At 50.6% G+C, this 26,427-nt stretch carries 26 protein-coding genes; 17 read left to right on the plus strand and 9 right to left on the minus strand.

The window, feature by feature from the left end:
* From recG to hmpA, 4 genes are all read left to right on the plus strand, one after another.
* On the plus strand, positions 1 to 2,055 hold the full coding sequence (recG, locus tag ET33_RS25765) for an ATP-dependent DNA helicase RecG (protein ID WP_036688909.1): 2,055 nt from the start codon (positions 1 to 3) through the stop codon (positions 2,053 to 2,055).
* A gap of 146 nt (positions 2,056 to 2,201) precedes the next feature.
* Positions 2,202 to 2,489, plus strand: coding sequence for a stage VI sporulation protein F (locus ET33_RS25770; RefSeq protein WP_036688912.1), 288 nt, complete (start codon positions 2,202 to 2,204; stop codon positions 2,487 to 2,489).
* Between the two features lie 117 nt (positions 2,490 to 2,606).
* Positions 2,607 to 3,962 (plus strand): right-handed parallel beta-helix repeat-containing protein, encoded by a 1,356-nt coding sequence (locus ET33_RS25775; protein ID WP_051775603.1) that lies wholly within the window; start codon positions 2,607 to 2,609, stop codon positions 3,960 to 3,962.
* A gap of 199 nt (positions 3,963 to 4,161) precedes the next feature.
* Complete coding sequence (hmpA, locus tag ET33_RS25780) at positions 4,162 to 5,412, plus strand: NO-inducible flavohemoprotein (protein WP_036688915.1); 1,251 nt, start codon at positions 4,162 to 4,164, stop codon at positions 5,410 to 5,412.
* Positions 5,413 to 5,445: 33 nt separating this feature from the next.
* On the opposite strand, the gene ET33_RS25785 is transcribed toward hmpA, so the two are convergent.
* The 5 genes from ET33_RS25785 to ET33_RS25805 form a co-directional block, all read right to left on the minus strand.
* On the minus strand, positions 5,446 to 5,991 hold the full coding sequence (locus ET33_RS25785) for a Crp/Fnr family transcriptional regulator (protein WP_036688918.1): 546 nt from the start codon (positions 5,989 to 5,991) through the stop codon (positions 5,446 to 5,448).
* A gap of 163 nt (positions 5,992 to 6,154) precedes the next feature.
* Positions 6,155 to 6,625 carry a hypothetical protein gene (locus ET33_RS25790; RefSeq protein WP_036688921.1) on the minus strand — a complete coding sequence of 157 codons (471 nt, stop codon included), beginning with the start codon at positions 6,623 to 6,625 and terminating at the stop codon, positions 6,155 to 6,157.
* Positions 6,622 to 7,875 (minus strand): DNA polymerase IV, encoded by a 1,254-nt coding sequence (locus ET33_RS25795; protein ID WP_152570703.1) that lies wholly within the window; start codon positions 7,873 to 7,875, stop codon positions 6,622 to 6,624. Before ET33_RS25795 ends, ET33_RS25790 begins: the two co-directional genes overlap by 4 nt.
* Before the next feature lie 186 nt (positions 7,876 to 8,061).
* Positions 8,062 to 9,438 (minus strand): TcaA NTF2-like domain-containing protein, encoded by a 1,377-nt coding sequence (locus tag ET33_RS25800; RefSeq protein ID WP_036688927.1) that lies wholly within the window; start codon positions 9,436 to 9,438, stop codon positions 8,062 to 8,064.
* Positions 9,439 to 10,052: 614 nt separating this feature from the next.
* On the minus strand, positions 10,053 to 10,562 hold the full coding sequence (locus ET33_RS25805; RefSeq protein WP_036688929.1) for an SRPBCC domain-containing protein: 510 nt from the start codon (positions 10,560 to 10,562) through the stop codon (positions 10,053 to 10,055).
* A 264-nt stretch (positions 10,563 to 10,826) separates the two neighbouring features.
* Between ET33_RS25805 and ET33_RS25810 the strand changes: the two genes are divergently transcribed.
* The 6 genes from ET33_RS25810 (at position 10,827) to gloA2 (ending at position 15,404) form a co-directional block, all read left to right on the plus strand.
* Entirely contained in the window at positions 10,827 to 11,870 is a 1,044-nt protein-coding gene (locus ET33_RS25810) for a YkvI family membrane protein (protein ID WP_036688933.1), read from the plus strand.
* Between the two features lie 505 nt (positions 11,871 to 12,375).
* Entirely contained in the window at positions 12,376 to 12,819 is a 444-nt protein-coding gene (locus tag ET33_RS25815; protein ID WP_036689114.1) for a hypothetical protein, read from the plus strand.
* Between the two features lie 37 nt (positions 12,820 to 12,856).
* Positions 12,857 to 13,129 (plus strand): hypothetical protein, encoded by a 273-nt coding sequence (locus ET33_RS25820; RefSeq protein ID WP_036688937.1) that lies wholly within the window; start codon positions 12,857 to 12,859, stop codon positions 13,127 to 13,129.
* A 65-nt stretch (positions 13,130 to 13,194) separates the two neighbouring features.
* Positions 13,195 to 14,478 carry a glutathionylspermidine synthase family protein gene (locus ET33_RS25825; protein WP_036688942.1) on the plus strand — a complete coding sequence of 428 codons (1,284 nt, stop codon included), beginning with the start codon at positions 13,195 to 13,197 and terminating at the stop codon, positions 14,476 to 14,478.
* Positions 14,479 to 14,533: 55 nt separating this feature from the next.
* Positions 14,534 to 14,968 (plus strand): DUF350 domain-containing protein, encoded by a 435-nt coding sequence (locus ET33_RS25830; protein ID WP_036688946.1) that lies wholly within the window; start codon positions 14,534 to 14,536, stop codon positions 14,966 to 14,968.
* A gap of 46 nt (positions 14,969 to 15,014) precedes the next feature.
* Positions 15,015 to 15,404, plus strand: coding sequence for an SMU1112c/YaeR family gloxylase I-like metalloprotein (gloA2, locus tag ET33_RS25835; RefSeq protein ID WP_036688949.1), 390 nt, complete (start codon positions 15,015 to 15,017; stop codon positions 15,402 to 15,404).
* 413 nt (positions 15,405 to 15,817) lie between these two features.
* Here gloA2 and ET33_RS25840 read toward each other — a convergent pair whose 3' ends face one another.
* A complete protein-coding gene (locus tag ET33_RS25840) occupies positions 15,818 to 16,027 on the minus strand; it encodes a YrzA family protein (protein WP_036688954.1) in 210 nt (69 codons plus the stop codon).
* Between the two features lie 668 nt (positions 16,028 to 16,695).
* On the opposite strand from ET33_RS25840, the gene ET33_RS25845 reads away from it, so the two are divergent.
* The 5 genes from ET33_RS25845 (at position 16,696) to ET33_RS25870 (ending at position 21,611) form a co-directional block, all read left to right on the plus strand.
* On the plus strand, positions 16,696 to 18,042 hold the full coding sequence (locus ET33_RS25845; RefSeq protein WP_036688958.1) for a lytic polysaccharide monooxygenase: 1,347 nt from the start codon (positions 16,696 to 16,698) through the stop codon (positions 18,040 to 18,042).
* 190 nt (positions 18,043 to 18,232) lie between these two features.
* Positions 18,233 to 19,582, plus strand: a complete 1,350-nt coding sequence (locus ET33_RS25850) for a lytic polysaccharide monooxygenase (protein ID WP_036688961.1) — start codon at positions 18,233 to 18,235, stop codon at positions 19,580 to 19,582.
* Between the two features lie 155 nt (positions 19,583 to 19,737).
* Positions 19,738 to 20,529: a hypothetical protein gene (locus tag ET33_RS25855; protein ID WP_036688965.1), complete on the plus strand. Its 792-nt coding sequence runs from the start codon at positions 19,738 to 19,740 to the stop codon at positions 20,527 to 20,529.
* 252 nt (positions 20,530 to 20,781) lie between these two features.
* The gene (locus ET33_RS25860; protein ID WP_036688970.1) at positions 20,782 to 20,982 is read left to right on the plus strand and encodes a hypothetical protein; all 201 of its coding nucleotides are present in this window, start codon (positions 20,782 to 20,784) and stop codon (positions 20,980 to 20,982) included.
* 359 nt (positions 20,983 to 21,341) lie between these two features.
* Complete coding sequence (locus ET33_RS25870; protein ID WP_036688977.1) at positions 21,342 to 21,611, plus strand: YolD-like family protein; 270 nt, start codon at positions 21,342 to 21,344, stop codon at positions 21,609 to 21,611.
* A 32-nt stretch (positions 21,612 to 21,643) separates the two neighbouring features.
* Here ET33_RS25870 and ET33_RS25875 read toward each other — a convergent pair whose 3' ends face one another.
* Positions 21,644 to 22,897 (minus strand): MFS transporter, encoded by a 1,254-nt coding sequence (locus ET33_RS25875; RefSeq protein ID WP_036688980.1) that lies wholly within the window; start codon positions 22,895 to 22,897, stop codon positions 21,644 to 21,646.
* 350 nt (positions 22,898 to 23,247) lie between these two features.
* On the opposite strand from ET33_RS25875, the gene ET33_RS25880 reads away from it, so the two are divergent.
* Entirely contained in the window at positions 23,248 to 23,913 is a 666-nt protein-coding gene (locus ET33_RS25880) for a GntR family transcriptional regulator (RefSeq protein WP_036688985.1), read from the plus strand.
* An 80-nt stretch (positions 23,914 to 23,993) separates the two neighbouring features.
* Here the strand turns inward: ET33_RS25880 and ET33_RS25885 are convergent, their stop codons facing one another.
* Both ET33_RS25885 and ET33_RS40680 read right to left on the minus strand, forming a co-directional pair.
* Positions 23,994 to 24,635 carry an alanine--tRNA ligase-related protein gene (locus ET33_RS25885; protein ID WP_036688988.1) on the minus strand — a complete coding sequence of 214 codons (642 nt, stop codon included), beginning with the start codon at positions 24,633 to 24,635 and terminating at the stop codon, positions 23,994 to 23,996.
* 39 nt (positions 24,636 to 24,674) lie between these two features.
* Complete coding sequence (locus tag ET33_RS40680) at positions 24,675 to 24,911, minus strand: cupin domain-containing protein (RefSeq protein ID WP_407668117.1); 237 nt, start codon at positions 24,909 to 24,911, stop codon at positions 24,675 to 24,677.
* Positions 24,912 to 25,150: 239 nt separating this feature from the next.
* Between ET33_RS40680 and ET33_RS25895 the strand changes: the two genes are divergently transcribed.
* Positions 25,151 to 25,792: a phospholipase D-like domain-containing protein gene (locus tag ET33_RS25895; RefSeq protein WP_051775607.1), complete on the plus strand. Its 642-nt coding sequence runs from the start codon at positions 25,151 to 25,153 to the stop codon at positions 25,790 to 25,792.
* Positions 25,793 to 26,427 lie beyond the last annotated feature (635 nt).

The following is a 26,427-nucleotide window of genomic DNA, read 5'->3' on the forward strand; positions in this document are numbered from 1 at the left end:
ATGACCTTGGATCTTTATTCGCTTCCGGTCACGAAGGTGTCCGGCGTCAAAGGCAAGAAGCCCGAGGAGCTGCTTGCGCTCGGCATCTCGAGCGTTGGAGAGCTCCTCGATTATTATCCTTTCCGCTACGAGGATTACACGCTTCGCGATTTGACGCAGGTGAAGGACGGAGACCGGATTACGGTGCAGGGCACGGTCGCAGGGGTTCCCCAGGTGCAAATGTACGGGCGTACCAAATCGCGCATGACCTGCAAAATCGTAGTCGACCCGCTCTTCATTACGGCCGTCTGGTTCAATCGGCATTTTTTGAAGGATAAGCTGACAGCCGGTACGGATATCGTCTTGACCGGAAAATGGGACCAGAAGCGGCTGCACTTGACCGTGACGGAGGTAGAGTTCCCGGGCCGCGGCACGTCGCAGACCGGCACGCTGCAGCCGGTTTATTCAGTGACGGGATCGATCACACAAAAATGGTTCCGGCAAACGACGAAGCAAGCGCTGCTGCAATTCGGCGACCTCATTCCCGAGGTGCTTCCGGGCAAGCTGCTGCGCAAGTACAATCTGCTGCCTCGCAAGCAGGCGGTCGCTCTGCTGCATCTGCCGGGCAGTATGGAGCAGGGACAACGGGCGAGACGCCGGATGGTGTATGAGGAGCTGTTTTTGTTCCAGCTCAAGATGCAGGCGTACCGCACGCTGAATCACGAGCGGGCGGACGGGGTCGCGCACCCTGTAGATTTGCCGGCTGTCCGCGCGTTTGTACGCGCGCTGCCGTTCACGCTGACGGCTTCCCAGAAAAACGTGCTGGCTGAAATTCTTCATGATCTACAGGAGCCTTTCTGCATGAACCGCCTTCTGCAGGGCGATGTGGGCGCGGGAAAAACCGTCGTCGCGGCGGTGGCGCTTTTTGCCGTCGTCAAGGCCGGTTATCAAGGCGCGCTGATGGTGCCGACGGAAATTCTTGCGGAGCAGCACAAGCGCTCGCTCGACCGCTTATTCGAGCCGTACGGCATTCAGACGGCGCTGCTGACGGGCAGCTTGACGGAGCGGCAGCGCCGGGACGTGCTCGGCTCGCTGCAGATGGGGATGATCGACATCGTTATCGGCACGCATGCGCTCATTCAAGAGGATGTGTTTTTCCGCCGGCTCGGACTCGTCGTTACGGACGAGCAGCATCGCTTCGGCGTACAGCAGCGCAGCATTTTGCGCCGTAAAGGGATGAATCCGGACGTGCTCACGATGACGGCGACGCCGATTCCGCGGACGCTCGCGATTACCGCTTTTGGCGATATGGACGTCTCGACGCTGCGGGAGCTGCCTAAAGGACGCAAGCCGATTCAGACCTACGCGGTCACGCACAATATGCTGGAGCGCGTCCTTGGCTTTATTCGCCGCGAGGTGGCGGAAGGGCGGCAGGCGTATGTCATCTGCCCGCTGATCGAAGAATCCGAGAAGCTCGACGTGCAGAACGCGATTGACGTGCACGCGCAGCTTCAATTTGCTTTTCCGGAGTACAAAGTCGGGCTGCTGCACGGACGGATGGCCCCGGCGGAGAAGGACGATGTGATGCGCGAGTTCAGCCAAGGCCGGCTTCACGTACTGGTCTCGACGACGGTTATTGAGGTCGGCGTGGATGTGCCTAACGCAACGCTGATGGTCGTCTATGACGCCGACCGGTTCGGATTATCGCAGCTTCACCAGCTGCGGGGCCGGGTCGGACGGGGCGAACATCAATCGTACTGCGTGCTGATTGCCGATCCGAAGAACGAAGTCGGCAAGGAACGGCTGAAGGCGATGACGGATACGAACGACGGCTTCGAGATTGCGCGCCGTGACCTCGAATTGCGGGGGCCGGGAGATTTTTTCGGTACGAAGCAGAGCGGGGTGCCGGACTTCCGTCTCGCCGACATGGTGACCGACTTCGAAGTGATGGAACAGGCAAGAGACGATGCGGCCGAGCTTGTCAAGCAGCCGGATTTTTGGACTGAAGCCGACTACGTGCCGCTCCGTCACTATTTGCAGCGCGAGCACATCTTCGACAGCGAGATGCTGGATTAGACGATAGCCTGCTTGACGCTCCTCCTGCGGGGCGAAGGGGAAAGACGGGCGAAAGAAATAGGTACACAAGGCCAAGCTCTCCGACATAGACTTACTACTGTATGGTGGTTGTAAGTCCTATTTGCAAGAACGCGGAGGTGTGCGGCATGAGCTATACGCAGTACGGCTTTGACCCTGCGCAAGTCGAGCGGATCAAGCTGAAGATGAAAAATCCCGAGACAAAAGAACGGGTCAAAATGATTTTACAGGGCGTTACGAAGTACGATTTACAGGACCGCGTGAAGGTTCGTCGGTTCGTCGGCATGCTGACGAAGGTGCTCGGCGAAAGAGTCACCGAGCAGCAGAGCGAGCAGCTCGTCCAGTTCGTGATCTCGCAAAAAATCGATCCGAACAATGCGTTTCATCTGATCAAACTGTGGAGCATGTTCCGCTAAGCGGGCATGTTCTTTTTTTTGTCGGAGTGCTGGGCACCGGCCCAATTGTCAAATGAAGCGGAGAAGGCTATAATGCTGATAGATTGCTAGATTGTGGAAGGGGGAACGATATACGATATGTCGACTTCGGAATCTTCATCTTCATCCAAAGACAAAGCAATGTCCCGCCGCGAGCTGCTGGCCACGATGGGCACGGCGACAGCCGGCATGATCCTGGCCGCCAGTACGGGCTGGAGCGGCACGGCCGCGGCGGAGCCGATGCCCAATCCGATGCAAAATCCGGGGTTTCGCCCGGAATCGGTCGCCTGGATTAACGTAAAAAACTACGGAGCGCAAGGCTTGGGCCGTTTTGATCAAAACGACGCGCCGGCGATTCAATCGGCCATCGAAGCGGCGGCGCCTCTGGGAGGGACCGTTTATTTGCCGCCCGGGCGCTACATTCTGAGATCCTCCATTATGCTGAGGCCGAATGTACGTTTGGTCGGAGATGGACCGGGTGCATCCATACTGAAAGCGGCGGAGCCGAACCTATCCATGGTGATGGGACTCGGCACGAAGAAGAATCTGGTCGAGGGGCTTGGCTTCGAAGGCATGGGCGCCTTATCGCTGGCTAATTTCAAGATGACGGAACGCGGCGTTTATTTTGAAAAATGCGAACACGTCTCCGTTCGGAATTGTCATTTCACCACCATCGTCAACGGCGTGTGGCTTAACGACAGCCGGCACGTCTCGGTTAGCCAAAGCTCGTTCTCCCAGCTACTCGCTTATGAAAATTTTTACGAAGGCTATGGGATCTTTGCCGAATCGGCGGCGAATTTCCGGCTGACGGATAACCGGTTTCATTTGTTGAAAAGACCCTGCATCTATATTTCCGCAGGCAGCTCGTATTCGATCGTTTCCGATAACGTGGCGCAGCAATGCGAAGATGCTTTTATCGTGATATCCTCCAAGCTGAAGCCGAGCTCGTACCACCGGATCGAAGGCAACATTTTGTCGGCGGAAGGGCTGGAAAACGGCGCTTTTGCGAGCAAGCAGGGCATCGTGCTGCGCGATTACTGTACGGACAACGTGATCGTCCATAACATCATTTCCCGGGCAAAAGAATCCGGCATCTCACTGACGGGCGACGGCGCGGCAGACGGCGAGCGGCCGTTCGGTAACATCGTTTCCGGCAACAAAATCGATCAGACGGAGCGCGGCATCGTCCTGCTGAACAGCGACGTCACTACGGTGACGGGCAATGATGTGCGGCGGGTCCAAACCGGCATTACGCTTGAAACATCCGGCAATGCCGACGGCTCCTTCAGCCGGCACAATCTCGTCACGGGCAATATGCTGTCCCGCTGTTCGGCGACCGCCATCCAGATCGCCGGCAGCCGCTGCGAAAATAACACGGTTTACGGCAATGCCGGTACGGGTAACGGCGAAACACTGGCCGATCAAGGGAAGGATACGTCGAAGACGGGCTTTTAACCTCTGAGGCATACAATCCCGGAATCAAATAACTCGGCAAGCGGACAGCCGGTCGGAGAAATAAAGATCCCGACCGGCTGTCTGCTTGCCACAAATCGTTTTGTTTTGATGTGATCTAAATCACAAAGACGTTCCGGGCGTCCTTGTATACTTTCTCATGAAGGTAACGAAATCCGCTATGATGAAATGAGGGATAACGATGTTAAACGAACAGACGATCCGCATTATTCAATCGACGGCCCCGCTTCTGGAGTCGAAGGGGACTGAAGTAACGAAACGATTTTATGAAATTTTGTTCACCGAGCATCCGGAGCTGCTGAACGTCTTTAACCATACGAACCAAAAGCAGGGACATCAGCAGACGGCGCTAGCTAATGCCGTGTACGCCGCCGCCGTGCATATCGATAATCTGGCTGCCATTCTGCCTGTAGTGAAGCAGATCGGGCATAAGCACCGGAGCCTTGGAGTGAAGCCTGAGCATTATCCTATCGTGGGCCAGACGCTGCTGACGGCCATGCGGGAGGTGCTCGGCGAGGCAGCTACGGACGAGGTGCTTCAGGCGTGGGAAACCGCCTATGGCATCATTGCCGACGCCTTCATCGGCGTAGAGGCGGAAATGTATGCCCAGGCCGAGCGGCAAGCGGGCGGCTGGGAAGGATTCCGCGCGTTCCGGGTGGAGCGCAAGCAAAAGGAAAGCAGCGTCATTACATCGTTCTATTTGGTTCCGCTTGACGGTGGCGCGATCGCCTCGTTCGAGCCTGGACAGTATGTCAGCGTGAAGCCGGAGATGCCCGGTGAGACCTATACGCATATTCGGCAATACAGCTTGTCCGATGCGCCGGGTAAGCCGTATTACCGCATCTCCGTCAAACGCGAGGACGGCGCGCCGGACCGCCCGGCGGGCAAAGTGTCCGTCTTCCTTCACGAACATGTGAGCGAAGGCGATACGCTATGGCTAACGGCTCCTGCTGGGGACTTCACGCTCAACATCTCCGACCCGCGCCCAGTCGTATTGCTGAGCGGCGGCGTCGGTCTGACTCCGCTGCTCAGTATGCTGAAAACGCTCGGCGAAACGGCGCCGGACCGGCAGGTCACGTTCATTCACGCTGCCATCAACGGCGAGACGCACGCGATGCGCGCCGAGGTAGAAGAGCTGGCCCGCAGGCATCCCGGCTTTTCATATCGCTTTTGTTATCAATCGCCGACCGCTGCCGATCGGGAGGAGTGTACGTTCCACAAGGAGGGCTACATCGATCTGGAGTGGCTGCAATCCGTCGCTCCTTCGCCGGATGCGACGTTCTATTTCTGCGGACCGGTGCCGTTCATGAAGACGGTCAACCGGATGCTGCAATCCTGGGGCGTACGCAAGGAGGATGCGCGTTACGAATTTTTCGGACCGTCAGGCTCGCTGGAGGAAGCAGGGGAACCAGCAGTTCCGGGACAACGCTAAAATGCGGTTCGGATAAACAGAGGAACGGTATGCTTAGCGTCGGCGTTTGCTATCATCCCGGGCCTGCAAGGCAGCGCGGGTGCTTGCTTGAGCGCGAAGCAGACGGTTGACCGTCTCGCGGCGCAGTCCGATAAACTGGCCGATCTCTTCCTGTGTCAGCAGATCCGTCAATCGGGCCGGGGCAATATACGCTTCGAACCAGGCTTGCAGCTTCGCCAGCTTATCCGCAGGCGCAAGCTGCGTCAGCTGATCGATTCGCTGCTGCATCATCCGCAGCTTGCTCTCCAGCAGCATGGCGATCTCAAGACACGTTTGCGGTTCCCGTTGAAGCTTGGCATACCATTCTTGAGCGGGAAGCGTTTCGATCTCGCAGGTCATGAGCGCAATCGCCATCCCGTAATATTCTTTCGGACTGATCAAGGAATGATGAGGGATCGTTTCCCCCGGAACGATAATATTGACCAGGACGGGATTTCCGTCCTCATGAATCCGGACGATTTTGAGCAGGCCGCTCTTGATGCGGTACAGCGGTCCGGTTTCTCCTTGGCGAAACAACGTTTCGCCCTTATGCAGCAGCATGCGTCTTCACCTTTGCTTCCATTTTAGCGTTCCGTCTCTGTCGAGGCGGGACGCTTTTCTTTTTCCGATTATAGCACGATCCGGGGATATGCTCATAGTACACTGGACTAGAGGAGATGATCACCGGGATTTCTTGATAGATAAGAAGTCCCGGTCACGCACATCATTTGCCGTATTGCTCAATGAATTTTGCAACGTCTTGCAGATACTTGGTCAAACGCACACTGATCTCCGATCGAACTACATCGCGAACGATACCGAATCGTTCTTCGTAGCCCCGGCATATGATTTTGTAATAAATAACGAGGTCGATCTGCTCGTCGTTGATCACTTTAATGTTTCGTTTACTTAATTCCCGACGCAACGAGTACATGTCTTGATGGATTTGATTCATAATGGTTTGCGCCGCGATCAAATACAACCGCTTTAAGATATTTGTTGAAGCTCTTATTTCCTCGATACTCCGCTCAACCATGGTTAACATATGTGGCAGCAGAATGTAATCCCGAGCCATGGTGTATTCTTCGGGTGTCGGTCGAGAAGTTTTGAGCTCATTACGCGCCTCATATTGCTCCGTATGTTCCGTGAGCGTCATTTTCGACTGCCAGCGGCCATTTCCGTCTAGTTTACTCATGCCCAGTGACCCCCTATTTGAGCTGCCCTTTCAAATGCCTGAGCCGTTTTTAACAAGGACGATGCACGGATAATAGCCGTTGGTCCAAATCTCTCTTTCAGCGCATCGACTGTTTTTTCGCGGTGAATCAATCGTTCTCGATCCTCAAATAAGTCAAGTTGATACATATCATCTCTTGAAAGGTCCGTGAGCGTAATATGCAAATGAGTAAGAGGCAAGCCCTTCCAGTGCTCCAAAAAGAGTGAGCGTATGACCGGGCCGATTTCATGTTCCAAATGGGTAGGACGCGGCAATGTTCTTTGCCTCCCAAAGCCTGAAGACCGATGTCCGTCGGTTTCTGCAGCTCCCACCGCAACGACTCTGCCCATATATCCGTACCGCCTGGCACGGCGGCAAACCTCCACGATAAGTTCGAGCATAAGTGGTTCAATGTCTTCGATCGTTCGATAGGCCTGCCATTTTAATGCCCTACCGTGGTTGATCACTTTAATTTGGCTGCGCATTCCAGTGACAACGGGGCTCGGGTCGATGCCGTTCGCCGTTTGCCAGTAATATTCCGCTTGAATGTCGCTTTGCCGACCCATCCGGAAGCGCATCCGTTTCTTGAATTCACCGAGATCGAGACGCGCAATATCGCCGATGGTGTGTAAGCCCATTCGAGCAAAATGGGAAGTCATGCGCCCGGCTACCATAAACATTTGATGGACAGGCAGGGACCAAAGTTCTTCTTCGATATTGTCATGGGTAAGTTCAAATATACCTGTAGGCCTCTTTTTTGCGAAATTATCCGTAGCCATTTTGGCAAGGATTTTGTTGGGGCCGATACCGACACGGGACCATACTCCGGTTGAAAGCTTTACTCGGGTTTGTATCAAACGGGCAATCTCTTCAGCAGAACCGAACAAGGCCAAAGATCCTGTCACATCGAGAAACTGTTCGTCGATGGAGAACGGTTCAACTTGATCTGTAATGGATTCGAAAATTTCCGTAATGAGCAGGGATACCGAGATATACGTTTGCATTCGTGGCCGTATGACGACCAAATCCGGGCATTTGGCCAGCGCTTCACCGACTCTTTCGGCTGAAGTTACGCCGCGTGATTTTGCAATCGGACAGGCAGCTAAAATAATTCCACTTCTTCGTGCCGGGTCCCCTACCGCAACGGGTTTATCCCGATATTCCGGGTGCGCTGCTTTTTCGATGCTCGCATAAAAACTTTGCCCATCTGCCATGAGAACAGTTCGTTGCATTTCCATCACCTGCGAATATATGTTCGTACACGACTATTATATACCGAACACATGTTCTTTATGCAAAGGTAAATAATTGAAATTACCTCACGCTACATCGTCAAAAAACCTCCGGAATCAAAATCCGGAGGCTGGTATGGCTGTTTTATACGACGGCCGGTAATTATTTCGCTGATGCAAGCAATCTTAGCTGTCTATGCTTTCCGTTTCCTTCGCTTCGAGCAATTCGTCAATCACGAAGTCATAATCGTAATAGTCGGTTTTCACGACTTTATATTTGGAAGTGAAGCTCTTGGTTTTGCGGCTGCCATCGCCATAGGAGATGTTGTACTTCTCCGATGTCGTAACGATGAAGGTGGAATCGCCCGATTTTTCTACCGACTTGGCTTCGGCCAGGGTCATGGATTCCTTGATCCCTTTGCTTTTCAGGTATTGCATATAATTGGCCTGTTCTTGGTGTTTCTTCGAACTTAAATACGGCGTCACGACATGGATGTTGTCCGAGGTGAGGGCCCACATGTTTTTCGTCAGGAAAATCTCGACCATCATCTTGGCCTTCTCCTCATCGCCGGATGGCTTTGCCGGACTTTCCGGAAGCGGCTTAGGATTGATCTCGCTTTTCGTCAAATCGGCCGATTCGGCCCCCGTCAATTCCACATACTTGGCCAGCATGTTAGCGGCTTCGGTTGCATGACTTCTTTGCTCGGCCCCCTTTTTTTCTAAATATTTTCGATTGGACTCCGCGTTATCGGCCGCTTTGTAGGCAGCAGTAATAAATCCGTAGGAATACGTATTATTTTGTGCCAGCTGCTTGTTTTTCTTGATGTCGGCGATATTGCGTTCGTAACTGCTTTCGTTATATTTATAACTTTCTGCAGCCTCATGCGCAGCTTGCATTTCGGTCAAATATTTGCCGCGGTAAGTCAAAGCATCGACGAACTTGGATTGAATATCTTTTAATTTCGGCGATAAAACTACGCTGAGCACTTCATCCTTAAGCTTGTTGTTTTTTTCGATAAGAGCGTCAACTGTGCCATAAATGGCATACATATTGTCGTTGGGCTTCTTCAACTGTCTGATTTCTGAATCGATGTTGTCGCTTCGCTGGATGACACTCTGAAGCTTTTCGATATCCTTCAACCGGTCTTTGTACTCCGCGATTGCAGTTTCCAAGTTAAGACTGGAGTAATCTTTCTTTTCCGCCGTAAGCGAAGCGTACTTGGGATTGCTGTTCAATTCCTTCACTTGGGCTTCAAAATTGATCGTTGATTTGGAACTTTCATAAAAACCGACGATTTCCTTAAGCGTTTTTTTGTCGACAGGAGGCGTTTCGATCTGCTTTTTGAATGCGGAACCCGCCGCCTGAATCGACTCAAAATCCTGATTATACTGCCTGACCAACGAATCGTATTTCATGTTATTCGTAAGCTTGTAGGCGATTCCTCCGGTTGCTGCCAATACAACGAGAAGCGAGCTCATGATGATGATCAGCTTCTTATTTGATTTTTTGGCTGCCGTTCCCGCCCCCGCAGACGTTGCTGGGGTGTTTGTCGTATTTTCCATACTCGTCATTACTCCCATTCCATCTTCCGATTAGTTTCTGTCAGGTTCATAAGTTATGGGAATTTCATGATGTCGGAACCTTCTTTAGAAAGAATTTCAATATCAAGTGCAATTTTCCTTCATAATTCGACAAAAAAACTTAACGGATGCAAAAAAACTTACCGAATGGAGTATGGAGAATGAAGGGACAACGAATTCGAAACTCAACCCTTCTTTTGCAAAACCATTTTTATGGAAAAATAAATAAATGCTGCTCCTACAGAACCATTCAAAACTTGAAGTACGAAAGGCGAAATGAATTCACGGGTCAAACTGCCCATGAATGCCACCAGAGTTAAAAGGACTCGATGCCGTCAGAAGGACTGCGTAGACAAATGAGGTTGTGTCCTCAAAGTCTGCAATATTCAAGCTAGAGATCGATTGTATCCAAAATAGCCACCCCATCTTTGTTGGTTTCATTTTTTAAATATTTTTGTAAAAAACGTTAAATATTTAAGTAATTCGCAATTGGGTGTTTATTTATTAAAATAAAGAAAGGTGGATTTAACGCTTAACTTAAATAAATAAAGCCGCCGGCTCTGGGCCGAACGGCTTTGCTGATAACAAAATTTGTTTTATTGCATGGCTTGCAAATGCTCGGCGAGACGATCCCAGGTTTCGGTAATTCCTTGCTCCATCCCCATGTCGATAACGGTTTTGAGCGCTTCGGCAGAAGGGTATTGGGCCCGGCTGACAAGCTTCGTCTTGCCTTCGAACTCTGTGAAAGTCATCGTAATGAGAGGCGAGGGCATTCCTTCCGCTTCGTTGCCTTCGGCATCCGAGAAGTAATCCTTGTAGACGATTTTTTCCGTTTCGACGATTTCCTGATAGACGGCTTTGCCCCAAGATTCGAAACCGTAAAAATCGCCTTGGTTCTGATCGATACATTTCATACAGTAATGCCAGATGCCGCCTGGACGAAAATCAACGTTGCAAACCGTAAGCGTCCAGCCGCGCGGTCCCCACCAGTGCTTGAGATGCTCAGCCTGCGAGAACGCTTTAAATACAAGCTCGCGCGGCGCATGGAACACACGCTCCAGAATAAGCTCCTGACCTTCTGCCTTGATTGTCATTGGGTTCGACATCCAAATTCCTCCTAATATTCTTTTCGGTACGCGTTACCTCGGGTATCTTGTTTCGTTTGTCGGTAACGTATTCTTGCTTGTTTAAAATATACCTCGAAGGGAATATTCCTGTCAAGGAATATTTAAAAGGTAATTTTATCGTGTGGGCGAGCCGTAGCAAGATGAAAAGTTTGTCCCAAGAGGTCGGACAAAGCGGGCATATACAAGCCTGCCGGACATAAAATGAAGCATAAGATTACTTTATGCGGTACTCCCGGAGGATTTATGGTTAAAAAATCGGTCTCGATCTTGCAAATTGCAGCCACATACGCGGGGACAGTGGTGGGAGCCGGATTTGCTTCCGGACAGTCGATTATGCAGTTTTTTACGGTTTACGGGACATGGGGAGCCGTAGGCATTTTGATCAGTACGTTTCTTTTTATGTGGATTGGAACCAAGATGATGGTTTTGGCTCACAGGATTCAGGCATTTTCTTATCAGGAGCTTAATACCTATCTTTTCGGCAGCTTGTTCGGCAAGGTCGCCAATGCTGCAACGTTCGCGATTTTATTCGGGATGACTTCGGTGATGCTGTCGGGCGCCGGCTCCATTTTTGAGGAACAGCTTGGTCTGCCGTATCAGTGGGGCATTGTTATCAGTATCATCCTTTGTTATCTGGTCATGACCAGAGATATGCAGGGAATTTTGGCGGTAAACTCGGTGGTAGTGCCTCTGATGCTTTGCTTCATGCTTCTCATTGCCTTGCAGGTGTTCGGCAACAGCGGGACGGCCCCAAGCATCGGTTGGCGAAACACGCCATGGTCCGACCTAACGTGGCTGATTAGTCCGTTTGCCTACGCCGCATTGAATTTTGCCTTTGTCCAAGCGGTGATGGTGCCTCTCGGCAGCGAGGTACAGGACGAAAGCGCCTTGAAATGGGGCGGCTTGTGGGGTGGCGTAGCTCTTGGATTCATGCTGCTGATCAGCCACTGGGCCATGAATTCCAAGATGCCGGAAATTGCAGCTTTTGATATTCCGATGGCCGAAATTATTCGGGATCTGGGCGGAGCGGTTCATATTTTGTTTTTGCTGGTCATCTACGGGGAAATTTTTACAACAATCGTCGGCAACGTATTTGGGATCGCGCGTCAAATTCAAAGCCTGTTCGTTCTCCCGACCAAAGGGCTGGTGTTAGCGATTCTGCTCGGAAGCTTTCTGATCAGCCAGATCGGTTATACGCCGCTGCTTTCCTATCTTTATCCTTTGTTCGGCTATCTCGGGATGATCTTGCTTCTTTTCCTAGCGTTTAAAAGGATGCCCGGACCTTAGCTGTTTATTCGCGCAAGTTCTTAAAAATTCATCGAAGCGCTGAGCCATGGATTGTTCATTGGCGCGGCGCTTTTTTCATGCTTATGCAAGCTTATCGGAGCGGTGAATATAAACGATTGAAAATGCTAGAAATAGGAGAACGCTTAGTACTTGCTATGTCACCTATACATACAATGCAAGTATAGAGTTGAGGCTTGTATCGGGGGAGGAGAAGAGCGATGGTTCCTATAGGGTAATGCGGATTGGCCTACTGGATTTATTGGATTTTTTAAGTTCATAGATAAGAGGCATAGGCCTCTTTTTTTGTTGCTTTACCAGATCTGAGGCAAATTTTGCTTGACGTATCGTGTCAGAAATCTATAATCGATTTTGGATGCAGCTTCCGGGCCGGGGAGCAAACCGCAAGGGCGGACGGCGAATCCTTTTGCGCCGTTGTGCGTATATGTTTGGTGAATCTCCGTGAGAAGGGCCCGTTTCCGAGAGAGAAAAGGAGTGCTGAAGCATGATGACACGATTGGAATACCGTTTGTATGCCGAGGGCAGCGAGACGTTCCCGCTGCTGTATTATTATGACCGGATCGGCCGGGACGAGGTCGCTTTGCGTTTTGCGTGCGACTATTTTATTAAGGACGGCAAGGTGTACGAGAAAACCTCGTGCGCTGTGGAGCCGGAGTGTTATGTCGTTTATGTGCAGGAAGCGCTTGACGAGCGGACGATGCTATGGAGTAAGCCGGAAGGTCCCCGCGGCGTTCGCATGGAGCTGAGGGAATACCGCGAATGGACGGCGGATTACCGACTGGTGCATACGTTTACATTTCCCGATACGCTGGAGGCGATGTTGAACCTTCAGGCGAATTATTTATATGCGGAGGGTCGGGAATGGCAGCGCACTTCCGCCGAAATCGACGAAGACCGGGAGACGTATGTATATTACGCCGTGCCCATGTAGCCGCAATTCAAACCGGGGAAAACAGGAGTGACGAAGAATGGAACAGCAAAAAAGCAGCAGGACACGCAAACTGGTAGCGCTGTTCGTGGCGTCGACACTGATGCTCGGCGGTACGGCGGGCTGCTCCGATTCCCAGAACTGCGCCGATCGAAACGGGGACGGTTACTGCGACAATGGCAGCAGCGGTTCGTCCGGAGGACATTATTACGGCGGCGGGGGCTCAGGCGGAAGCTCCTCTAAAGCGTCTTCGGACAGCTCTTCCGGGATCAGCAAAGGCGGCATCGGCGGCAGCGGCAGCTCAAGCTCCTAGCGCAGAGCTGCCATGGGCGGTCCGACGACGATAAAAAGCAACGATCAGAGAGGAGGCGTGCGGGCATGAGCATGGCAAAGCCGCTTCGGCCGGACGCTTCTTATGAGGAACGCCGGGAAGCGATCTACGGGCCGCTGCGGCAAGAGGGGATATTTACATGGGACTGCCTATACGATCAGGAATATGCGCTCGCCGGCTTGTACCGGTTGGAACGGGCGCAGCTGGCTGAAATGCGCAAATCCGCAGAAGCGTTAGGACGCATCTATGCCAAGACCGTTCGGATCGTCCAGCAGGGCGAACCGGCGCTTTTGGCTGAACTGGGACTGCCTCCCGCGTCGTTCGGCGCCATTCGTCTCCGGTTCGATGAAGATATCCCGACGCTGATCGGGCGGTTCGATTTTGCTATGACACCGCAGGGGCTCAAGATGCTTGAGTTTAACAGCGACACGCCGACGGGGATCGTCGAAGCCTTTCATGCGAATGGCCGGGTGTGCGCCGCCTATGGCGAAGAGGACCCGAACGAAGGCTGCAGCGGGGATTTCCGCCAGGCGTTCAAACGGATGCTCGACCTATACCGCGAAGCGGGCTATGCGTCCGAGCATGTCGTCTTCAGCTCACTCGATTGGCATGAGGAGGATGCCGGTACGACCCGCTATCTTCTGAAGCAATCCGGGATTGCCAGCGCGGAATTTGCAGCGCTGTCCGACCTTCGCGTGGAGGGAGACCGGATATGGGCGCAGCCCAATACCGGTGACGAAGAAGCGGCGATATGTCCGATCGATGTATTGTACCGGCTGCATGCGATCGAGAAGCTGGCTGAAGACCGGGATACAGACGGCTATCCGACCGGCGAGCATGTGCTGGAATTAATCGCGGACGGCAAACTGGCAATCATTAATCCGCCCTCGGGGTTCGCCGCACAGACGAAGGCGCTCCAGGCGCTGATCTGGAATTTGCATCAAGCGGGGGAGTTTTACACGGAAGAGGAGCATGAGACGATCGAAGCCTACATGCTGCCGACGTTTATGGAGCCGTGCTTCCCCGAAGGCACGCCTTATGTGGTGAAGCCGATTCTGGGACGCGAAGGCAGCGGAGTCACGATCTATGCGGGGAGCGGGGATATTGCGGAGGCGAGCGGGGAAGATGAATACGGGGATCAGCCGATGGTCTACCAGCAATATGCCGAGCTACCCCGTATCCGGGTGGAAACGTTAAACGGCCCGTACGACGGCCGGCTGCTATGGGGCTGCTTTCTGATCGACGGCCGAAGCTCTGCCGTCATTGCGCGAGTCGGCGGGAGCATCACGAATAATTTGTCCTATTATTTGCCTTCGTCGGTCATAGGCTAGTCTAGCAGAGAAGAACAGCCTTACATTACAACATTTATTGGGGAGTTGGAGTTCGTTGGATCAGTTTGGGAATATCATTAACTTTTTGATGTATTTGGGCGTGACCGTACCGCTTGTGGGGCTCGGCATTTTATTTTTCAACCTGACGACGCCGTATAATGAATTTGCACTCATCCGGGAGGGCGGTGATTTGTCCGATCCCGCTAAAGCGGCAGCCGCCAAAGCTACGGCTTACGATCTTGGGGGTAAAATTATCGGCCAAGTGCTCGTTCTCGCGTCCGCGGTATATCATTCGGTCGGTCTCGTCGATTTAATTATCTGGGGGCTCATCGGGATCGCGTTCCAGATTATCGTGTTCTACTTGTTCGAACTGCTGACTCCTTTTAAAGTGCTGGCCGAAATTCCGAAGGGCAATGTGTCCGTTGGTATTTTCTCGTTTTGTTTGAGTCTGGCGTCGGGTCTTCTGCTGGCTTCGTTAATCAGCTATTGATCGGACGACATAAAGTTTGGTTCCGAAGGAGGTTGTGCACAACGTCATGCTAAAGCTGAACAGCATTCACCATGCCGCGGTCATTTGCTCGGACTACGAGAAGTCGAAGCATTTTTACGTCGGCGTGCTCGGACTGACGGTCATCCGGGAAACGTATCGGGCGGAGCGCCGGTCGTATAAGCTGGATCTGCGGGTCGGGGATAGTCATCAAATCGAACTCTTCTCGTTCCCGGACGCACCGGAGCGGCCAAGCTATCCGGAAGCAAGAGGTCTGAGGCATCTGGCCTTCGAGGTTGACGATATCGAAGCGGCCGTCAAGGCTTTGGAAGCCGAAGAAATCGCCGTGGAGCCGATTCGTGTCGATGAGACCACGGGAAAACGATTTACGTTCTTTTTCGATCCGGACCGGCTTCCCTTGGAGCTGTACGAAAAATAGAGTAACGCAAGAAGCAAGGCTCGTGCGCTGTGCACGGGTCTTTTTTTGATAAGCATGGTTTGCTTCGTGCAAAAATAGGTAAAAAGTTGTGAATTTGTTTCGTCATAGTTCAAAAAGCTCATTGAAATCTAACAAGGACCTAAAAGATTCCAAACATAACTTTGCTATGCTTGCCTTATCATCACAGAAGCGCTTGGGCGCAAGGGGACAATGATGGAGGTGCGGCGTATGGAAGGAAGATTTTCGGTAGGAGTCATGTTCGGGGTGCTGCTGAGCGTCCCGCTGTGGTTGTCGATGATCGGCTGGTACAGACTGGTCATGGCCGGCATCGCGCTGTTTATTTAAATCCTAGCCATCGGCCAGAGGGGCCGATGGTTTTTGTGGGTATGAAGCTATTGTCTTGGCGGGATTCGTTATTTTTTCACTTTAAAATGAACGACGGCGCTGTACAGCATTTTCCCGGCATTCGGATCGAACACCACTTGATGGTTGATCGAGAACACATCCAGCAGCAGCGCTTTGTTATTCTCGATTTGCGCGTCGATTTTGGCTTCGAGCGTTTTCAAATCATAAGCTTCGAAAAATTCAATTTTATTCTCGATTCTGTCTAAAGTAAAACTCATCGTCATTCGCTCCCGGCTGCGTATTTTGGCATAAACTTAATCTACCAAGCTCTGTCCTTGATTGCAACTGCGCAAGAGAGCTCCCTTTGCGAGAAGAAGGGCTCGATTGCGCTTTTCGTTGATTAGGCAGTAGGGCATGTGTCTTTTGTCCTGTTTTTGTTGAATTTGTGGAGAAAAGTAATTTCATGTTAGATCATGGACTATATTGTAATTTTTTAATCGATATATTATTATTACTATATATTTACTATTCATATAATTCCAAGTACTATAAGTGGATTACATAGTCCTGCTATAATCCATCGGCCATGTGATCATTTTAACGCAATCGCTTACATCAAGTTCCCCGCATCGCGCCATATGCTGGACACAGGAGACATGCGCCAAGTGTCCGTTCCTCTACTTGACTCCTTCAATTCTACCGACAGCAAGACCGAACATGGATGACATTCGTAGAATATCGGCATATATAGACTCGTTACGAGTTTATATAAAAACATGGGATAGAAAGGAGGATAGGCAATACTCGCAAGAAATTACACAATGGGATCACAGCTATATTTTAGGTGGAGAGGAGGTTTGAATCGAACGGATAATTGCGAACGATTGAAAGGATAATGCCTGATCGTAGTATCCTTACCGACCCCAAAAATAAGGAGGTAACATATATGATACAGCTTCGTTTACCCCACCATTCCCTATCCAAACTGCTCGTTGCCAGCGGCATGATGCTGTTGATGGCCGTTATCATGCTGTTGTTCTCGGACCGGGCTTTTGCCCATGGTTATATCGATTCGCCGGGAAGCCGCGCCTCTTTGTGCAAGCTGGGGCAAAATAAGAACTGCGGAGCGATTATTTATGAGCCGCAAAGTCTGGAAGCGCCGAAAGGATTTCCGCAAGCCGGGCCTGCAGACGGCAAAATCGCCAGCGCAGCCGGAGCTTTTCCGGAGCTTGACCAGCAATCCGCTACACGTTGGAGTAAGGTACCAATGACGGCAGGAACGAAAACGTTTACATGGAAGCTGACTGCCGCTCATGCGACATCCACCTGGAAGTATTACATGACGAAACAAAACTGGGATCAGAACGCCCCGCTTAGCCGGGCCTCGTTCGACCTCACGCCGTTCTGCTCCGTAAATTACGGCGGAAAGCAGCCTCCTTTCACGTATTCCGATACGTGCAACGTTCCTAGCCGGACCGGATATCAAGTCATTCTGGCTGTTTGGGAAATTGCCGACACGGCCAATGCGTTCTATAATGTCATCGACGTAAACTTCGGAGGAGATCCTTCGGATACTCAACCTCCTACCGCACCGACGGGCTTAAGCGCTTCCAACCTTACAGCCACGAGCGTATCGCTGGCATGGAACGCATCGAGTGATAACGTCGGAGTGTCCGGCTACAAAATTTATAACGGCTCGACGCAGATTGCCGCCGTCTCCGGCTCGACTTTAAATTACAACGTCACAGGGTTGACCTCGAATACGTCCTATACGTTTACGGTTCGCGCCGAGGATGCCGCAGGCAACGTCTCCGGTGCAAGCAACGCCGTCACGGTGACGACTCCGGCCGTACCTGTAGACAATGAGCCGCCTACGGCTCCGACCGGCTTGCATGTGATGGGCACTCCGACTTCCTCCAGCGTTCATCTGATGTGGAGTGCATCGACGGATAATGTCGGGGTAACAGGCTACCGGGTATATAATGGAACCACTTTAGTAACGACGGTTTCGGGGACGACGCTCGAATATATGGTTACTGGGCTGACGCCAGATACGTCCTATACGTTTACGGTTCGCGCAATTGACGCCGCCGGTAACGTATCGGCCGACAGCAACGCCGTAAATGCCAAGACGGCTTCCGGTCCGGCGGTTTCCGCATGGGCGCCGAATGTGGCGTATACGGTAGGCACGCTTGTCACGTACAACGGCAAAACGTACGAGTGCCGTCAGGCCCACACCTCGCTGGTCGGCTGGGAGCCGTCCAACGCAGCTTCGTTGTGGTTGCTGAAGTAATCGAGTTTATATAAAACATAGGATAGAAAGGAGGATAGGAAATACTTACAAGAGCTTCCACATACGGGTTCACAGCTATATTTCAAGAAGGTTTGATCGAACTGACGATTGTGAACGATTGCGAGGGTAATAAATAATCGTAGTGTCTTTAGTATCCTTACCGACTCCAAAAATAAGGAGGTAACAATATATGATACAGCTTCGTTTACCACACCATTCTCTATTCAAACTGCTCGTTGCCAGCGGCATGATGCTGCTAATGGCCGTAGTCATGCTGCTGTTCTCGAACCAGGCTTTTGCCCATGGTCATGTCGATTCGCCCGGCAGCCGCGCCTATTTGTGCAGTCTGGGGCAAAACAAGAACTGCGGAGAGATTATTTACGAACCGTACAGCCTGGAAGGACTGAAAGGGTTTCCGCAGGCCGGGCCTGCCGACGGCAAAATCGCCAGCGCCGCAGTGGGGAGATTTTCGGAGCTTGACCAGCAATCGGCTACACGTTGGAGTAAGGTACCGATGACGGCAGGAACGAAAACGTTTTCATGGTTTCTTAAAGTCGCTCATGCGACATCCAGCTGGAAGTATTACATTACGAAGCAAAACTGGGATCAGAACGCCCCGCTCAGCCGGGCATCGTTCGACCTCACGCCGTTCTGCTCGGTAAATTACGGCGGAAAGATTCCTCCTACGACGTATTCCGATACGTGCAACGTTCCTAGCCGGACCGGATATCAAGTCATTCTGGCTGTTTGGGAAATTGCCGACACGGCCAATGCGTTCTATAATGTCATCGACGTGAACTTCGGAGGAGATCCTTCGGATAATGAACCTCCTACCGCACCGACGGGCTTAAGCGCTTCCAACCTTACAGCCACGAGCGTATCGCTGGCATGGAACGCATCGAGTGATAACGTCGGAGTGTCCGGGTACAAAATTTATAACGGCTCGACGCAGATAGCCGCCGTCTCCGGCTCGACTTTAAATTACAACGTCACAGGGCTGACCTCGAATACGTCCTATACGTTTACGGTTCGCGCCGAGGATGCCGCAGGCAACATCTCCGGTGCAAGCAACGCCGTCACGATTACAACTCCGGCCGTACCTGTGGACAATGAGCCGCCTACGGCTCCGACCGGCTTGCATGTGATGGGTACTCCGACTTCCTCCAGCGTTCATCTGATGTGGAGTGCATCGACGGATAATGTTGGGGTAACGGGCTACCGGGTATATAACGGAACCACTTTAGTAACTACGGTTTCGGGGACGACGCTCGAATATATGGTTACAGGGCTGACGCCAGATACGTCCTATACGTTTACGGTTCGCGCAATTGACGCCGCCGGTAACGTATCGGCCGACAGCAACGCCGTAAATGCCAAGACGGCTTCCGGTCCGGCGGTTTCCGCATGGGCGCCGAATGTGGCGTATACGGTAGGCACGCTTGTCACGTACAACGGCAAAACGTACGAGTGCCGTCAGGCCCACACCTCGCTGGTCGGCTGGGAGCCGTCCAACGCAGCTTCGTTGTGGTTGCTGAAGTAATCGGACAAGATTTCTTAACAGGGATAGTTTGTCAGAGTCAACCTCTGACGGGCTATCCTTTTTCAATTTAGCGAAACATTGTTAACAAAAAGAAGTTCCGCACCGATAAATGTAAATAAGGAGATTATTGGATAACTTATATAGGAGATGTTAAAATGACGCAGATTTCCAGTGCCGCCGGCAGAGCTCAGCCTAAACCATCCACAACAAGCCTCATGTCCGAATATGATAGGCGAATCCAAGCTTTGCTAAAGCAAAAAGGCCGAATTGAAGAAGAACAGGCCAAAGTGAAGGCAAGTCAAGAGCTGGATAGCAAAATAAAAGAGGAACGATTGAAGTCCTTGACAACGGAACAGCAAACGATCGAAGCCCAAATCGCGCAGATTCGAATGGAGCAAGCCCAAAACCGTAAAAACGGCGCTTCGCCAAGCGCGGAAGCCCGAGATCCGAAACCGGACCGTTCATCCGATTCTTCCATGAAGGACATTGTCCGAGCCGACTCCTTGCATGGACAGCTCAAGAAGATGACTCAGGTTCGAGGCAAGCTGGAAACGGCAGCGAACAATTTGCAGTCGGAAGTCAGGCTGGGCAGACTGCAGTTTGAATTAGGACCGGCTAACGACAGCGGGAGAGGACAAATGCTGGAAAATGCCGAGCAGTCGGTATTTAAGCCGAAATTGGAGCAAGAAACGGCTTTAAAAGCCAAAATTTCCAGCATGGACGGGAAAATCGGGGAAACGATGGCCGAAGCGCAAAAAACTGACCGAAAGAAGGAAGAGACCGACAAAGCGGAAGACGGTACCCGGGTCGAGACCGTTGCACCGAATCGGGACCAAAGCTTGAACGAAGCGGATGCGCTGACCCGAGAGCGGGAGGAACCGGGCACAAGCCGCCGTCAAGAGCAGGGGGGAGGGTTGCATAGCAAGAGAATCGATGTCCGGATTTGATAGGATATAGGAACAATTTAGACAAAAAGCGCCTACAGGGCGCTTTTTTGTTTTGGACAAGGCCGACTTGCGCTAGGGGGCAGCTCGGGACCCATTTCCTACTATGCACGCTTCGGTTTCGCAACCTCGTTCTCTCCTCTCCGATGCACATCATTATGGTGTATTATCCAGTATAAACCAAATGGACTATTGCGTGTTCGCATCTTGTTCGTATATAATACAAACAAATGTTCTCATTTGGAGGCGAACGTAATGGAAAGATACATTGGCCATATCATTGAAGTTATTTATTTGGATATCGACAATAAAACCAAGCAGCGGAGAATTGAGGTCTTGATGGTTGAGAATGGTCTCGTCAAAGCATTTTGCCATCAACGGCAGGCACTGCGAATGATTCGGATCGAAAATATTTTGGCTGTGAAGCAGGTTTCCGTGTCATCGAGGGTATCATGAGCTGACGCAAAGCCGGTCCGGCAGACCGGCGAAATCAAATCATAAAAGTAGAATTATGACGTAAACGGCAGCTAATGAGCTCGCAGACGTGATTGGGGTGGAATTCGTTGATGACAGATGTTGAAAAGAAAGTGCTTCGAATCTTATGGAATCTATACAAAACCGCTTGGGTGAGGCCTGATGTCAAAAGGATTTCGTGGTTATCCGGCGGCACGGTAGAGCAACTTCGAAAAATTGTATTGTGTCTCGTCAAGGATGGTTACGTAGAAGTTCGTAGGGATGAGCTTCGGGTCATACAAGGCTTGGAACAAAGGGTACCGCAGTAGACGGAAGAAGAATTCGAAGAGGAGATGGAAATTATGATAGGCTTACCGACGTTAAGCAAGAAACACGCTGCGCAACGCCTGGCAAGAGACGAATTTGAATTGGAGGAACTGGGTACCCAATTGTTCGAGGCTCAAGAAGAGGGAGCTGAGATTTTTTTGACCGTATGGGGAATGGACGAGCAGGTGCGGGGACGAATTACCAACATGGACCCGCGAACCCGGCTGGTACATATAGCGTGTTACGGCGATACGCTGAAAGTTCCTTATATGGATATCATGAAAGTGGAGAGCCCAAGGGATTGATCCTTGGGCTTTTCGTCTATAAAAACGGTCCGCTAAGCGATCGATGACTTGCCGGCCTCACGAGCCGAAGCTCGCATTTTTTTATCGGAAGGAAGAAAGATCGTCAACAATCCGATCAATGGAAGGTAGGCGCAGCAATAAATCACGAAATCAATGCTGGTCGAATCGGCAAGATTGCCCAAGATGGCCGAACCAATTCCCCCTAAGCCAAAAGCCAGTCCGAAGAAAATCCCGGAAACCAGTCCAACTTTTCCTGGCAGCAGGTCATTCGCATAGACCATGATGACGGAGAAAGAGGAGGCCAAAATCATGCCCGCCATAAAAATCCAGATCACGGAAAAGGTCAGGTTCGAATACGGAAGCAGCAGTGAGAAGGGAGCCGTTCCCAAAATAGAGAACCAAATCAAGCTGAGCTTGCTAAAACGATCGGCCAGTAAACCGCCGAGCATCAGCCCGATTACGTTCGCTGCCAGAAAAACAAATAAAATAATTTGCGCCTGAGCCATGGAAACTCCAAAACGATCGATAGCAAAAAAAGCGTAGTAGCTGCTGATGGCGGCGACATATAAATTTTTGGAAAAAACAAGAATCATGAGAATGGTAATAGCGAGGATGACGTACCCTTTTGAAACGGTTTGAACCATCGGACCGGTTTCCCGGGGAGCATCCGTCTTCTTCGCAGAAGACAACCGCCTTCCATACCAGCTGGCGACATAAAACTGTGCGATGAATCCGATGCAAACCAGAATGGCCAGCCAGACCACGCCTTGCTGCCCCGTGCGCACAAATAGGAATGCGGTGATGACAGGAGCAATAGCTTGCCCGATAAAGCCGCCGAACTGAAAAATCGACGATGCCGTGCCTTTCTTCGCACCAGCGGCGATGAAGGAAACACGGGCCGACTCCGGATGAAATACGGCCGAGCCAAGTCCGATCAGCATAACGGCCAGCATCACGACCCAGAAATGAGCGGCATAAGCCAAAGTAACGACCCCGATCAGCGTAAAGAGCATGCCGACGGGCAGCATTTTAGGCTTGGGCCGATTGTCGGTATAGATCCCGATAGCCGGCTGCATGACCGCCGCAGTCAAATTAATCATCAGCGAAATAAGACCGATCTGCGAGAAGTTGAGCGATAGCGAATCTTTCAGAATCGGAAAAAGAGACGGAACGATGAACTGAATCGTATCGTTCAGCAAATGAACCATGCTAATGATCAATAAAATGGGATAGATGGTTTTCATCGCATCGGACGAGGGATGAATCGTATTCGTTTTGGTTGACATGTCGTTTTCTCCCCACTAGTTTCTATGTTTCAGATGCATATCAAGAACACTTCATTTTATCGTGAAGCCCCGGCTATCCTCCTTCCGCAAATCCATTAATCGATAATGATTATTATTATCAATACAAATTTATTAGCCAACCCCTTTCCTGACCAAGAAGGGGAATTTAACCCTTCAGATCAATATACATATGCGATATATCACATATTAATGTCTTGTCTATAATGTGTCAACTCTTTCTTTCCAAACATTTTTCCCGTAATGGTATGGGGAAAATTCGATTTGCATTGCTCGGGCGAATTGCGATATATTAAATATCGAAATATTGCGTGCCATGAGGTGAGACTCCGATGCCTATTCCAAAGGACTATTTAACACCCGTTCGTTTGTCCGCAAAAGATAAAACTTTGACTCAACTCCAGAAATGGATCATCGAAGGAACGATGCAGCCGGATGAAAAATTAAACGATGCGGAAATCGCCGCAGCTCTCGGTGTGAGCAGAACGCCTGTAAGAGAGGCTCTGCAGATCCTTGAAATGCAGGGGCTCGTCCAAATGTTCCCCGGCAAAGATACGAGGGTAACGACGATCGACAAAGCGAATATTTTAAAATTGTACCCGACCCTTGCCGCCCTGCATGCACTGGCTGCCGAAACCGCCGCCCGACTGATTCAGCCGGAGCAGGTTCAGCAATTGCATGAATTAAACGACTCCTTCGCGAAGTACGTTGAAGACAATGATTTATATCAGGCGGTCGAGTGCGACGAGAAGTTTCATAACATGATCGTTGATATTTCCGACAATCCGTATATCGTTTCTTTCAGTTCTTCCCTGCAAATGCATATCCGAAGATATAAGTACATTTTTCTAAAACGGCCGCTTGGAGAATCGCAAGCCGCTGCCCAGGAACACCGGGAAATTATCCGCGCCCTGGAAGCGCATGATTCCGAAGAGGCCGCACATCTCATGAAAAAGAATTTGTTAAGACCTCTGGACCAGATCCAGCAAATTCTCTGACAAAAGGTACAATAGAAAAAAGCTCAGGAAACTCGACGATACGAAGTTTCTTGAGCTTTTTGGTTGGTCAAAGCTGTGCGCTATTCGCTTATATAGATTTCGATTCGTTCTTTTCCTTTCCCGATATTATTGCGTTTTAGTTTGATTTCTCCCACTTCGCCGGTTTTTTTCAAATGTGTTCCGCCGCAAGGAACCCGTGAAAAACCATTGACTTCCCAATACCTTCTCCCATTTTCTTCGTCACTGAACGCGCTAACGATGTCGAGATTGGCCTCGATGATTTTTCGGGATTCTTTCTCGATGAAAGGGAAAGAGTTTGAAATGTTCTCATGCCACAGGAAATCGATTCGGGCTTTATCTTGAGCAATATGAGCGCCTATTTTTTCGATACCCTCCAAATACTTATAGGCCAGTTCTAATATAACCTCCGCTGCAAAATGAAGCCGCATCAGTCTGTAACGGCGATTCCAATCAATGGTCATTATCACTTGATGGCCGACTTTCAAGCCATGCCCTTCTTCCAGGGTATAAATGATTTCTTGTCCGTCTTTCCTTGCTTGTTGTACTGAAAACCCGCCAATCATTCCACTATCGCTTTCCTGGCCGCCAGAGAAAGCATAAAAGATAGTTTGTTCCACGGTAATGTCATCGCCATTTGCGCTGGTGACGCGAGTATTCAGTTCGGTTAGGTATGGATTTGTCCAAAATACCTTTTCAACCATGGCAGCACTTCCTTGTCACATCGTGATCACATATCGGTATTATGTTTCCAGATAATGCATAACCACTTGCTGGATAACATCTTCGTCCGTGTCATTCCAATATTTGTGCGAAACGTTTCCAGTAAACCGTATGGCTTCTCCTGCAAGCAGAGTATACGTGTCATCCCTAATGCTGATTTTAAATTCCCCTGAAATAACCGTAATGTACTCTTGGACACCCTCATTGTGCGGCGTAGAAACATAGCTGCCTTTAGGCTTCAATACAATCGTGAACATTTCAAGTTGAGTTTGCGGATTGAATGGAAACAATAAATAGACTAGACAATTGCCGTTATCCTCCGTTATATCGGGCGCATCCTTTCGCTTCACGATCGATATTGGAGACGATCTGTCTGCTGCATCAAAATAATATAATGAATCCCCGCTGGCTAGAGTGAATTTTTTCTTTTCTTGTCGAATTTGTGGAGGTATTATTATTCATGCTATCATGGGGGAAAATGGAAGGGAGATAGATTATGAAAAAGTATCTCGGACTCCTCGCCTTGGTAATAATGATCATGAATGCAGGTTGTACGCAAGCAGAACCTCCAAAAGTAAATGCGGCCCCTGAGCAGAATACCGCGCCGGCTACAGCACCGCAAGATATACCAAAAGAAACAGCTAAACAGCAAGTAACCACGAATGCAGAGTTTGCTTTTACGAAAGCGGATCAGCACCCTGAAAAGATTCTGATCGATGTCATTAGCTCGGCAAAGGAGACACTGGATGTTGCGATCCACAGCATCACGCATCCGGATATTGTAGCAGCTATCCGGGACGCTAAGAAACGCGGCGTAGCAGTGCGTGTGATTACGGACAAGACCCAATCCGAAGGGAAGGCGCAGGGAGAGGCTTTGAAGATCCTTGGCAGTGCAGGGATTCCGATGAAGATCAACAGCCACAGTGGCCTGATGCACTTGAAAGTGACGATCGCAGATAAGAAGGTCGTAACCACCGGCTCATATAACTACTCCAAGGCAGCAAGTACAACGAACGATGAGGTCCTGGTCGTGATCCGGGAAGAAGGAGCTGGAAAAACATTTACAGATGAATTCGAGAAGATGTGGAACGATACGAAAGGTTTTAAGCCGATCGAGAAAAAGACTGCAAAGAAATGAGCGACAATTTTTTTTGATTAAAATTTAAAGAGTCCCGGCTAGTCAATTGAACTGGCGAGGGACTCTTTCACTTTGTTGCAAAGGCAATTGCGTCATAAATCGGTCGTACGTACTTTCGAAAATGTTTCTATGCCTTATGCCGTATGTATCGCCGTGCCGCGTCCGTTCCCCCTTTCTTTACCCGCTCGCAATGCTTCATTCCAAAATGCTAACCTCATTTGGTCTCCCTTTATAAAACCGATCTTTTCCTGTGTCGCAGTTGTCCGATCATTCCATTCCATCCGCCGCGCAAGGCTCCCGCGTGACCTGACACGGGAGCTGAACGTAAGGAAGGCACGGCAGCAGCAGCGAAGATGTCATGCCCGCCGGCAATTCATTATTGCATTGCTGCTGCTGCGAAGGAGGGAGCTGAGAGTAAATTTAAAAGCATGTAAATGAGCTAATTTCTCTTAGACTAATTCCAAAGATCACCCAAAATCTACCGGTCCACCTATAACCTGTAACTGAAACGCGCCCGACAAAGGTTGGAAAAAACCAAAAACGGTTCCCATTTGTAAGCCAAACAAAAGTGTTTCGAAACAAGCAACGGGAAATAGCTCGGGGGTCAACAGCAAAAGCAGAAATTTGGGGTTCAA

This window comes from Paenibacillus tyrphae (assembly GCF_000722545.1).
GTDB lineage: Bacteria > Bacillota > Bacilli > Paenibacillales > NBRC-103111 > Paenibacillus_G > Paenibacillus_G tyrfis.